This window comes from Citrobacter sp. S46_ASV_140 (assembly GCF_018919545.1).
GTDB classification, from domain to species: Bacteria; Pseudomonadota; Gammaproteobacteria; order Enterobacterales; family Enterobacteriaceae; genus Citrobacter; species Citrobacter braakii.
In genome coordinates, this window is the sequence record NZ_JAHLRC010000015.1 from 50,734 (window position 1) to 62,673 (window position 11,940).

Genomic DNA, 11,940 nt, shown 5'->3' on the forward strand with positions numbered 1-11,940 from the left:
AATGAAAAAATCGTGCCAGTTTTGCAACTCATTGTTTTAACAAGAGGGTGTCTCGTTTCTCTGCACAATAAGTAGGGCAAAGTGGGTAATCTGCACTGTTTTGGGGCACTCATTTGGTGCGTACCTGACACAGTGCAAACGGTATGACTATTTAGCGTAAAAATTGTTGATAAAACAATCTTTCGTTAACGATTGTGTGAAGTGATTATTACAAATAATTTACTTTGGGGTGACGATCGATCAATGTCATGCACCATAGATGTGCAAAACCCCCGCCAGGGCGAGGGTTATATAGGTAATTCTTATGTCTGCTGTTATTCAATGTTGGCTTCGATAAACCACAGGAATTTGTCGAGGTCGCGTGAAGCGGCGGTGAAGATATCTGCTGTATCTTCGTCTTTTGCTTCGCTAATGGCTTTACGGACGCTGTTAGCGACGACGGCATAACGATCGGCCAGCTCTTTTAAGTGGTCCTGTACGCTATGGATATCCAGCGGATAGCTTTTCAGAGGCGTTTTGCTATTAATAACCTGGGTGGTACCCAATGCCACACCGCCTAACTGTACGGCGCGCTCAGCCATGGTGTCGAGGTGATCGGTCAGGGCAGTACGGAAGCCATCGAGCATTTCATGCACAGCAATGAAGTTCGCGCCGCGCATGTTCCAGTGAGCCTGTTTGGTGATCAAAGACAGGTCGATGAACTGGATCACTTGTTGATTCAGCAGCTCTACGGTCGCTTTCTTTTCGCTATCTGTTACATCGTTGCGGGTATAAAGGAGGGCAGATGCTTTTGTTTTTACCAGTTTTGCGGTACTCATATTTTCATATCCTCTTGATAATTATGTCCCAGCTCTTCAACGGGAATAAGTATAGCGTGAATTTTGGATTTATTTTTCTGGTGTTACCTATCACTTTAATAGCGAAGAGAGGGGTGGATATGACATAACCAATAAAATCATATAGATATAATGGCTATTAATGGAGGTGTGTTATTTTTATGTTAATGTAAAAATTTCAAGAAATATGTAGATGAGAAAATTATATTTATTAGAATAATTATCACGTAGATTTACAATTGGATATTCTGCATGATTATGCAAACCATGCAGAATATTAAGTGGTTAATTCACGTCAACTTGCTTAATTTGTGGTTCTTTGCGAATAGTGAGCGTCGAACCCATTGATGCGACAATAATGGCGCCCAGAGCGAGCGTTTGGACAAGCGTCAGCGTTTCACCGAGGAAGATCATTCCTGAAACCGCAGCCAGTGCGGGTTCCATACTCATCAGAGTACCAAAAGTGCGTGTTGGCAGCCGCGTCAACGCAATCATCTCCAGCGAGTAGGGAAGCGCAGTGGAGAGGACCGCAATGGCCAGGCCTAACGGCAGAATGGACCAGTGCCACAAGGCATCCCCAGCCTGGAGCGCGCCGATGGGTACAAAAATCAGCGCCGCAATTAATGACCCTACCGCAACGGTCGCCGGACCATGTTCCGCGCCGGCACGCTGCCCGGTAAGAATATAGATTGCCCAGCAGGCGCCAGCGCCCAGCGCCAGCGCAGCACCGGTTAAATCCACGTGAGAAACGTCCTGACCTAACGGCAGCAGGAACCAAAGCCCGAGTACAGCCAGTGCAACCCAAATGAAATCCACCGGACGTCGGGATGAAAACAGCGCTACCGCGAGCGGGCCGGTGAATTCCAGCGCTACGGCAATTCCCAGCGGGACGGTCTGGATTGACAGGTAGAAGAGATAGTTCATCCCACCCAGAGACAGACCATAAAACAGCAGCGGCAGGCGTTGTTCTTTGGCGAATCGCAAACGCCAGGGTTTAAAGAAGGCAATAAGGATGAGGGTGCCCAGCGCAAGGCGCAATGCGGTAACGCCCGGCGCACCGACGAGTGGGAATAGCGATTTTGCCAGAGATGCTCCGCTTTGAATGGAGGACATAGCAATAAGCAAAACCAAAATAGGCAACCAGACTGGCGCTTTACGTGACGACCCCGGCATCCTTTCTCCTGTCAAATGATAATTACACGCCTTCATCTGCGCGACGTTGCAAACTTGCTACGACACGGATGACGTGATGTATAGAAAAGTAAAACAGCGAGTGTAATGGAAATACGCACCGCTGGTTGAGTATTCGTTGAAAAAAAAATTGCTCAGTTCCGTACAATGGCATGAAAGTGATGGATTAATAATCTGTGTGATTAGGAATATTCTGGATGAATGTGCCATATTGTGCGCGCAATAATGGCATTTTAGGTTAGAAAAGTGATGTTAATTGAAAGAGATAGCGGGTTTCTGAAACGTTCTGTTACATGAAAGACCCCGTTAGACATCGCGAATCGCAAAGAGTTTCCCATCAATTTTTGGTATATTTAAAACTTAGGATTTACTTGAAGCACATTTGAGGTGGTTATGAAAAAAATTGCATGTCTTTCAGCACTGGCCGCTGTTCTGGCTTTCTCCGCAGGTACTGCTGTAGCTGCGACTTCTACCGTTACCGGTGGTTACGCTCAGAGCGATGCTCAGGGCGCAGCGAACAAAATGAACGGTTTTAACCTGAAGTATCGCTACGAGCAGGACAGCAACCCGCTGGGTGTTATCGGTTCCTTCACTTACACTGAAAAAGATCGTACCGATGCGTCTGGCGACTACAACAAAACCCAGTACTACGGCATCACTGCTGGCCCGGCTTACCGTCTGAATGACTGGGCAAGCATCTACGGTGTAGTGGGTGTTGGCTACGGTAAATTCCAGAACGCAGCATCCCCGGCTGATAACCACACCACCAGTGACTACGGTTTCTCTTACGGTGCTGGTCTGCAGTTCAACCCGATCGAAAACGTTGCTCTGGACTTCTCCTACGAGCAGAGCCGTATTCGTAGCGTTGACGTTGGCACCTGGATCGCTGGCGTGGGTTACCGCTTCTAATCACTTCGGTGATACAAAAAATCCGCCTCTCGGGGCGGATTTTTTTTGTGCGCAACTCAGAGATTAACGAGATTTGGTCTCAAAGATGTCGGTACCCAGATGGTTGTAGTCCACCTTCTGCAATTTGAAGTTGGTGATGTACACCGGGCCAGCCTTTTTCTCAGAAATAAAGCGGTAGCTGTTGGTGATTTCCTTCGCGCTTATCCCCGTCCACTGCGAGAAAAAGCTGAGGAAATCATTGGCGGAGCGACGGGCTTTAATCACCCGGTGCGCTTTATCATCGCTCGACAGCACCATAAATGGTACCTGGAAATTCTGCTGGAACTGATCGTCATGCGCCAGGTACTGCACCTCTTTCCCCCGCTCTTTAAACGCGAGGCCATGATCGGAGAAATAGACCATCGAGAAGCTGTTACCGCTGTTACGTAACTGATCGTAAAGCTGGCGCAGCAGGTCATCCGTCTGCGTCATGGTGTACAGATAGCAAGATGTCTCTTTTGACTGGACGAAAGTCTCGTATTTACCCTGCGTACGGTCGCAGGCCTGCGGATGCGAGCCCATTAAATGCAGCACGATAAGCTGTGGCTGAGTGCGCTCGGTTGCCAGCACCTGGGCGGTCATCTTCAACAACGCTTCGTCACGGGTATTTTTATCCGCTTCGAAATCACCGCTTTTGAGGAACTGAACTTCATCAGCTCGCTTCGCAATGCTGGCGATGGCCGTATCGTATTCACCAATCTGTCCCTGATTGGAGAACCACCACGTCTGGAATCCCGCGCGGTTGGCCAGAGTGACAAAGTTATCCTGGAACTGGGGTTTATCGTCGACCACCCGATTTAGCGTCAGGCCGAGTGATTTTTGTGTCGAACCGCTTGCCGCGATGTAATCCGCGAAGATGTAGCCGTTAACGGAACTGGCAAACGGGGTGTTATCCCAGTGGCCGCCAAAAGCGCCTAACGCATCGCGGCGGGCGCTTTCGCCGATGACCACCACGTAGGTATGATACTTCGGCTTCACGGCGGTTACCGTCCAGCTGTCTTTCACGCTCGCCAGCTTCGCCATACGCTCTTGTTCGTCGAGCACTTCGTTGTTATTAACGATAACGTCCTTGGCAAAGCGGAAAACCGGATAGCCGGTGTCTTTCAGCTTGAACACGCCGCCCCAGGCCAGGTTTTGCACCGGGGTAACAAAGAACGCGACAACGCAGAACAGCAAACAAATGCTGTCGAACTTATTCCAGCTACGCTGCTGCACCTCTTTTTTACGGCGTACGGCGATAACACCGAGGGCGAAAATAAACACCCCAACCAGATAACTGTACCAGGGGAAGATGGTGAGGATTTCAGTAGACTCTTCCATATTGGTTGAGTGCAGCGCCAGCAAGGTATTGAAGTTCGGCGAACCGTAAGCCTGGCCAAACGGGAAGTACATTGCCGCTACCAGCGAGCAAATGCCAATCAGCACTTTCTGCGCACGCGGCGCGCTGCGCCACAGCAGCATCAATATACAGGTGAAAGCAACGCTATAGAGCAGGCTAAGCGGATAGCCCAGCGCAAGGTTGATCAGCAGAGACTGTAAGAAATAGAGGCCAGTCCACGGACTAATCGCCCGGCTACGAGCAATGATCGAATCTTTGAGGGTTAAATTCATATGCCACTGTTACAAAAACGCCATGTGCTTACCCTGGCGCTAAGGGTCATTGCCTGCCTGAGAGAGCGAGAAGGGGGATAGGGTCCGCATCCGCGAGCCGCAATATATGCAGGGCTGCGAAAAGATAGAGTGTGTGCAAGAGAAGGTCAACTACTACTAAGAAATTGTTTTGCGAGGGGCGTGGCAAAACTGACAAAAAGAAGGGTTATTGGCACGAAAACGATCACCGTATCCGAGTTACGGCAGGAAAATGAAGCGGCGTACCGCGACGCCGCATTATTTATCTGCAGGCTTATCCTGCTCTGGTTTGCTGATAATCATGTCGCACAGCATAGAGATCAGCATTAACCGTACTTTAAAGGGAGAGTGGCTAAACACGCGTATACACCTCTTAAATTCATTCATATAAACCTCCTGACTTCACGATCCCATCAGTCCTTGAGGGATGTCTTTATTATATACAGATATAGCACAGGCTATATTATATAGCTATTGCTAAAACGTTAATTTTTTGTGCCCACGCAACTCTGGTTTACAATGAGCGTTCTCTAATCAGATGCCGTTAACGCGTCACAGTAACGAGGAAGCAGAATGAGTCGTCGCGCAGGTATGCCAACAACAAAAAAAGTGACGCAATTGGTGAATGTCGAAGAACACGTTGAAGGATTTCGTCAGGTCCGGGAGGCACATCGCCGTGAGCTGATTGATGACTACGTAGAGCTGATTTCCGATCTCATTATTGAGGTGGGTGAAGCGCGCCAGGTAGATATGGCAGCACGGCTTGGGGTTTCCCAGCCGACGGTTGCTAAAATGCTTAAGCGTCTTGCTTCAGTTGGGTTGATTGAAATGATCCCCTGGCGGGGCGTGTTTTTAACCGCAGAAGGTGAGCGACTGGCTCAGGAGAGTCGGGAGCGTCACCAGATTGTGGAGAATTTCCTGCTGATGTTAGGTATCAGCCCGGAAATTGCCCGTCGCGACGCGGAGGGAATGGAGCATCACGTCAGTAAGGAAACGCTGGAGGCTTTTAGCCGGTTTACGCAACAGCAAGGCACAGGCTCTGAATGAGTTTTCCTTTACTACGCGCCTTACAGCGCGATCGCTTTTTTCAGCTGTTAATCATCGTCGGGGTTGTACTGAGCCTGTTCGTGCCGTTTACGCCAAGGTCGTGGCCGGGGGCGATAGACTGGCACACGATCATTACGCTTAGCGGCCTGATGTTACTGACCAAAGGCGTGGAGCTAAGCGGTTACTTCGATGTGTTAGGGCGCAAGATGACCCGGCGCTTTAACACCGAACGTCAATTGGCGATATTTATGGTGCTGGCGGCGGCGCTGCTGTCGACGTTTCTGACCAACGATGTTGCGCTGTTTATTGTTGTTCCGCTGACGATCACCCTGAAAAAATTGTGCGCCATTCCTGTAAATCGCCTGATTATCTTTGAGGCGCTGGCGGTAAACGCCGGTTCGTTGCTCACGCCAATAGGTAATCCGCAAAACATTCTGATGTGGGGACGCTCCGGCTTATCGTTTACCGCGTTTACCTGGCAGATGGCGCCGCTTGCGGGGACCATGATGCTGACGCTGGTGGTGCTGTGCTGGTTCAGTTTCCCGTATAAAGCTTTGCATTATCATACCGGTACGCGCGCGCCTGACTGGCAACCGCGCCTGGTGTGGAGCTGTCTGGGGCTGTATATCATTTTCCTGGCGGCACTAGAGTTAAAACAAGAGCTGTGGGGCCTGGCGATCGTCGCGGCAGGATTCATGGTGCTGGCTCGCCGCGTGATCCTCAGCGTGGATTGGACGCTGCTGTTGGTGTTTATGGCGATGTTCATTGATGTGCACTTGCTGACGCAACTCCCAGCCTTGCAGGAGATTACCCACCAGATTGGCACGCTTTCAGCGCTGGGGCTTTGGTTGACGGCCATTGGCCTGTCGCAGTTTATCAGTAATGTTCCCAGCACGATTTTGCTGCTGAACTACGTCCCGCCAACGCTGCTGCTGGCCTGGGCGGTCAATGTGGGCGGTTTTGGGTTGTTGCCGGGATCGCTGGCGAATCTTATTGCTTTACGGATGGCAAACGATCGACGGATCTGGTGGCGTTTTCATTGGTATTCGGTGCCGATGCTGATATGGGCGGCGCTGGTAGGATATGGTTTATTGCAGGTGATGTGAGGATTGTGCCCGATGGGGCTGGCGCTTATCGGGCCTACAGGTTAAGTAGGCCCGATAAGGCGAAAGGGCAGTTTTGATGCTTAGTTCAGACGAACCGGCATACCTGAACGGTTCTGTACCGCCTGCTCAACGACGGCCTGATCGACGTCAGACTGACCGGTGATGCTGGTAATGCTCTTGTTCAGCGTAATCGGTACGATTTCCCCGCCTTCGAACTGTGCTTCAGTGGTAGACAGTGGGTTGTGTACCTCGATGTAACGGCTGCCGTCTGGTTCAGTCGTGGCTTTTACCGGCTCATCGATAAACTGTACGCGGGTGCCGACCGGCACATTTTCAAACAGGAATTTGATGTCGTCGTTACGCAGACGCACGCAACCGTGGCTGACGCGTAAGCCGACGCCGAAGTTAGCATTGGTGCCGTGGATGGCGTACAGGCGACCGATATACAGCGCGTACAGGCCCATCGGGTTATCCGGACCTGCCGGAACAACAGCTGGCAGTGGTTCGCCCGCAGCGCGGTATTCCGCATGCATTTTTGCCGTTGGCGTCCAGGTTGGGCCCGCTTTTTTACGTTCTACTTTGGTGGTCCAGTTGATTGGCGTGTCTTTGCCCAACTGACCAATACCGATCGGCAGAACAATAACGGTGTTGGTGCCTTTCGGGTAGTAGTACAGACGCATTTCAGCGCTGTTAATAACAATACCTTCATGCACGGTATCCGGCAGGATCAATTGCTGAGGTATGTTCAGTACGGTGCCGCCCTTCGGCAGGAAGGTATCCACGCCCGGGTTGGCTTCCAGCATATTAGACAGACCCATCTGATACTCCGCCGCAAAATACTCCAGCGGTTGGGTGTTGCCTTCAGGAATAGTGATGACCTGGTTTTGGCCGATCAAACGGCTGCCATCCGTAGGCAGCGGGTACGTGACGGCAGAAGCGGTGTTACAAAAACCAACTATTGCGAGTGCCGCCGCGAAAAGCGTTGTTAATTTCATATTCATGTTCATGTATGCGAGATTCAGTGCCAGGCAGGCTAGTGGGTTGAGATTTATGTAGTGTTGGGCACGCATTATATGTGCAATCTGAGCAACAAGGAATTCGGATGTGTACTAAATCACATTTTTTTCCTTTTGCTTTCACTTTATCCCTTCAGCATCAAGGCGCGATCTTATTGCAGACTTATGGCATAATAAGCGGTTCGTCACATATTTCTTTCTCTTTCAGGATACGCCAGTGTTAGTTTCCAGCAACGTCACCATGCAGTTCGGCAGTAAGCCGCTGTTTGAAAATATTTCCGTCAAATTTGGCGGCGGCAACCGTTACGGCCTGATTGGCGCGAACGGTAGCGGTAAATCCACTTTTATGAAAATTCTCGGCGGCGACCTCGAACCGACGCTGGGCAACGTTTCCCTCGATCCGAACGAGCGTATTGGTAAGCTGCGTCAGGATCAGTTCGCCTTTGAAGAGTTCACCGTGCTTGACACCGTGATCATGGGTCACGGTGAACTGTGGGAAGTAAAGCAGGAGCGCGATCGCATTTACGCCCTGGCCGAAATGAGCGAAGAAGACGGCTATAAAGTTGCTGACCTTGAAGTTCAGTATGGCGAAATGGACGGCTACTCTGCGGAAGCGCGTGCGGGTGAACTGCTGCTGGGCGTAGGTATTCCGGTAGAACAGCATTACGGCCCGATGAGCGAAGTCGCCCCCGGCTGGAAGCTGCGTGTGCTTCTGGCACAGGCGCTGTTCTCTAACCCGGACATTCTGCTGCTCGACGAACCAACGAACAACCTGGATATCGACACTATCCGCTGGCTGGAACAGACGCTGAACGAGCGTGACAGCACCATGATCATCATTTCGCACGACCGTCACTTCCTGAACATGGTCTGTACGCACATGGCGGATCTGGACTACGGCGAACTGCGTGTTTATCCGGGTAACTACGACGAATATATGACGGCGGCAACCCAGGCGCGTGAACGTCTGCTGGCCGATAACGCCAAGAAGAAAGCGCAGATTGCCGATCTGCAATCCTTCGTCAGCCGCTTTAGCGCCAACGCATCTAAATCTCGTCAGGCGACTTCTCGTGCGCGTCAGATTGATAAGATCAAGCTTGACGAAGTGAAGGCGTCCAGCCGTCAGAACCCGTTCATCCGCTTCGAACAGGATAAGAAACTGTTCCGTAACGCGCTGGAAGTGGAAGCGCTGACGAAAGGGTTTGATGAAGGTCCGTTGTTTAAAAACTTTAACCTGCTGCTGGAAGTCGGTGAGAAAATTGCCATTCTGGGTGCCAACGGGGTGGGTAAATCAACCATGCTGAAAACGCTGGTCGGCGAATTACAGCCGGATAACGGTACCGTGAAATGGTCTGAAAACGCCCAGGTTGGTTACTACGCGCAGGATCACGAGTACGAATTCGAAAACGATCTGACGGTCTTCGAGTGGATGAGTCAGTGGAAACAGGAAGGCGATGATGAGCAGGTAGTACGTAGCTTCCTTGGTCGCTTGCTGTTCAGCCAGGACGATATCAAGAAACCTGCTAAAGTGCTGTCCGGTGGTGAAAAAGGACGCATGCTGTTCGGTAAGCTGATGATGCAGAAACCGAATATTCTGGTAATGGATGAACCGACCAACCACCTGGATATGGAATCTATCGAGTCGCTGAATATGGCGCTGGAAATGTACCAGGGCACGCTGATCTTCGTTTCTCACGACCGTGAGTTCGTCAGTTCGTTGGCAACCCGCGTGATTGAAATTACGCCGGAACGCGTAATCGACTTCACCGGTAACTACGAAGATTACCTGCGTAGCAAGGGCGTCGAATAATTTTCCCGTCGTCTTTCGTGTTACAGGTGTGTTGGCTGCACCTGTACACCCCGGTCACTTACTTGTGTAAGCTTGTGGGGATTTACAGGCTGGCCGCCTTCCTGTAACGCGAAATACTTAGGGAAACTTGTGTAAGTTATAGATTAAATAATCCCCAGCGCACGCTTGCCATGGATATTCAAATCATCCAGCGTGAAGCGTCCTTCCCAGTGAGTTTCATAATCCTCGCGTGGGAAATCACCCGGCGATACGCCTTTTTCCAGCGCGGCCTTCACTTTATGGGCGTAGGCCAGATTCTTTTCGCACATCGGTGCGGCAGGGATGTACATCACGTTGCCCCAACCCTGCTGATTTTCTACCGGCGCGACGGAGTGGATCACATCGCAATGCCACCAGACGGAGTCTCCGGCGTCCAGTTGCGGAATGCTGGTTAACGCTTCAATCAGCAGCGGATGCCATTGCGCAGAAATCGGCAGAACTCTGCCGGGCGCAACGCCGCAAAGTTCATCTTCCGGCACATCGTCAAGCAATGGACGTAACAGTACCCAGGCCATCGCTTCAGGGATAGGGACCACGTGCAACAACCCCTGACCTGGCAGCATATCGGAGAGTGCAGTCCAGCCCTGGAAGGTACGGAATACTGAACATTTGGTGGTGTTATCCACCGTGTACTCTTCTACTTCAGTGCGATGCGCGGCCTGCCACGGGTCGTAATCTTCCAGCTTACCATTGAAAACATTAGCAAAGACCTGCTGATATGCCGGCAGAAGCCAGCGTTCCAGCGCGCCGGAATCCGTATGCGCGCCCAGCCCTTTGGACGTTGTTCCCGGTGGACGACGGCGTATGCGGTCGGGGTAGATAACGCTGACATCCGGGTTAAACCATTGCTTACCTTCGCCTGCAAATGTCCAAAGACGGTTGAGAAATGACTGCGCATTTGCCATTTCTTCACTCTGACGGGCCTGCATCTGCGCCTGGGACCAGTAGATGGGGTAGATTTCAGGCCGCGACGCGCTCAGGGTACCAAAGAAATTATCGCCGGGTCCTTGGTAAACTTCGTCAAAATGGTTGCGGTCCAGATAGTCCAGCATTGACCTATCCCAATCGAGGGCTTGTTCGCGAGAGAAATGGCCTTTAATGACCGCGCATCCGCGACGCTTAATTTCTTCACGCTGCTCAGCACTCACGCGACCCGCCTTGATATCCGCATAGGACAACACAGGCCATACCGGAGAGCCTTGCGCTTTGAGGGCGTTGATTTCCGCCACGCGATTAGCAATGGCCTCGCTCAACTGATTGAAAATCAACTGAACATCTCCAAGCTGTTCACGCAATTGTTTTTTCATCTGCCTGATTGCCGCTTTGTGATCGGTGGGCAACGTGTCGCTGGTAAAAGTAAAAGCCATATCCATCTCGCATTAACTTTCATTCGAAACTTGTTTAACTTACAGGTGATAATATAAGTTAAAATTTAGTTAACGCAAGTTTAAAATTTGATGGTGTGAGAAACATGAAAAAGCGTGGAAACCGGGGCAAGGGGATACCCCGGTTGGGCAGGATTAGCAATTAAAAGGGGAAGTGTTATCCAGCACCGCCTGAATCACGTTCAGCGCGCCCTGATGGTTATTGTCGTCGGTCTGATAGCGGGCAATCGATTTGATACTCTCTGCCGCGTTGGCCATGGCGAAAGAGTAGCGCGCCATTTTCAGCATTTCTGCGTCATTGCCGCTATCGCCAATGGCGACCACGTTTTGCGGGGACAGGTTCCAGCGCTTTAGCAGACGGCTGATTCCGTTGGCTTTATGCAAACCTGGAATGATCAGGTCGATAAACCCAAAGCCGCTGGTGACGGGCTTCATTATACCGTCAAGGGCAGAATGAAGGTGATCGATCACTAATGGGATTTGTTGGTCCGGTAAATTCAGCGAGAACTTGAACAGCACATCATCGATGTCCTGATAATCCTTCACGGGTTTCAGGCGATGGTAGTGTTTTGACATCAATGCGACAAAGGACTCGGGGGCATTTTCGCTAACGTAGGCGCTTTGCAGGCCGCAAGCCACAAAGTTGAGATGCGTATCTTTGAGCAGTTCGCCAATGACAATGCGGGATTCGTGGCGGGTCAGCTCACCGTGAAACAGCTGTTTGCCATGTTCAAAGACTAACGCCCCGTTCTCGGCAACAAAAGAGATCTCATCTTTGAGTTCCGGGAAAAAGGAGATCAGTTGGTAATACTGATTGCCGCTGGCCACGACAAATTCAATATCCCGTTTTTTTAGTTCCTGATACTGCGCCATAAAACGTGCATGATCGTATTTTTTGGCGTCGTCGAGAAAAGTTCCGTCCATATCAGTGAC

Annotated in this window: 11 protein-coding genes; 4 read left to right on the plus strand and 7 right to left on the minus strand. The window is 50.9% G+C overall.

Features of this window, described 5'->3' with window-relative positions; translation table 11 throughout:
• Positions 1-314: 314 nt before the first annotated feature.
• The gene (gene dps / locus KQJ19_RS06865) at positions 315-818 is read right to left on the minus strand and encodes a DNA starvation/stationary phase protection protein Dps (RefSeq protein ID WP_006685362.1); all 504 of its coding nucleotides are present in this window, start codon (positions 816-818) and stop codon (positions 315-317) included.
• Positions 819-1,121: 303 nt separating this feature from the next.
• The gene (rhtA, locus tag KQJ19_RS06870; protein ID WP_016156069.1) at positions 1,122-2,009 is read right to left on the minus strand and encodes a threonine/homoserine exporter RhtA; all 888 of its coding nucleotides are present in this window, start codon (positions 2,007-2,009) and stop codon (positions 1,122-1,124) included.
• Between the two features lie 411 nt (positions 2,010-2,420).
• On the opposite strand from rhtA, the gene ompX reads away from it, so the two are divergent.
• The gene (ompX, locus tag KQJ19_RS06875) at positions 2,421-2,936 is read left to right on the plus strand and encodes an outer membrane protein OmpX (RefSeq protein WP_016152372.1); all 516 of its coding nucleotides are present in this window, start codon (positions 2,421-2,423) and stop codon (positions 2,934-2,936) included.
• Positions 2,937-2,999: 63 nt separating this feature from the next.
• On the opposite strand, the gene KQJ19_RS06880 is transcribed toward ompX, so the two are convergent.
• Both KQJ19_RS06880 and mntS read right to left on the minus strand, forming a co-directional pair.
• Positions 3,000-4,586: a phosphoethanolamine transferase gene (locus KQJ19_RS06880; protein WP_216403473.1), complete on the minus strand. Its 1,587-nt coding sequence runs from the start codon at positions 4,584-4,586 to the stop codon at positions 3,000-3,002.
• A gap of 276 nt (positions 4,587-4,862) precedes the next feature.
• Complete coding sequence (gene mntS / locus KQJ19_RS06885) at positions 4,863-4,991, minus strand: manganase accumulation protein MntS (protein ID WP_200107584.1); 129 nt, start codon at positions 4,989-4,991, stop codon at positions 4,863-4,865.
• Positions 4,992-5,177: 186 nt separating this feature from the next.
• Here mntS and mntR point away from each other — a divergent pair, with 186 nt between their 5' ends.
• Together mntR and KQJ19_RS06895 are read left to right on the plus strand one after the other, a co-directional pair.
• The gene (mntR, locus tag KQJ19_RS06890) at positions 5,178-5,651 is read left to right on the plus strand and encodes a manganese-binding transcriptional regulator MntR (protein ID WP_003831586.1); all 474 of its coding nucleotides are present in this window, start codon (positions 5,178-5,180) and stop codon (positions 5,649-5,651) included.
• Positions 5,648-6,757, plus strand: coding sequence for an anion transporter (locus KQJ19_RS06895; protein ID WP_216403474.1), 1,110 nt, complete (start codon positions 5,648-5,650; stop codon positions 6,755-6,757). Before mntR ends, KQJ19_RS06895 begins: the two co-directional genes overlap by 4 nt.
• An 80-nt stretch (positions 6,758-6,837) precedes the next feature.
• Here the strand turns inward: KQJ19_RS06895 and ldtB are convergent, their stop codons facing one another.
• On the minus strand, positions 6,838-7,758 hold the full coding sequence (gene ldtB / locus KQJ19_RS06900) for a L,D-transpeptidase (RefSeq protein ID WP_003035268.1): 921 nt from the start codon (positions 7,756-7,758) through the stop codon (positions 6,838-6,840).
• A gap of 232 nt (positions 7,759-7,990) precedes the next feature.
• On the opposite strand from ldtB, the gene KQJ19_RS06905 reads away from it, so the two are divergent.
• Positions 7,991-9,583 (plus strand): ABC-F family ATPase, encoded by a 1,593-nt coding sequence (locus KQJ19_RS06905; protein WP_016156073.1) that lies wholly within the window; start codon positions 7,991-7,993, stop codon positions 9,581-9,583.
• Positions 9,584-9,726: 143 nt separating this feature from the next.
• Here KQJ19_RS06905 and KQJ19_RS06910 read toward each other — a convergent pair whose 3' ends face one another.
• Both KQJ19_RS06910 and KQJ19_RS06915 read right to left on the minus strand, forming a co-directional pair.
• Positions 9,727-10,989, minus strand: coding sequence for a DUF1479 domain-containing protein (locus KQJ19_RS06910; RefSeq protein WP_075846988.1), 1,263 nt, complete (start codon positions 10,987-10,989; stop codon positions 9,727-9,729).
• 153 nt (positions 10,990-11,142) lie between these two features.
• The coding region (locus KQJ19_RS06915; RefSeq protein ID WP_216403475.1) for a Cof-type HAD-IIB family hydrolase at positions 11,143-11,940 on the minus strand (798 nt) is incomplete at its 5' end.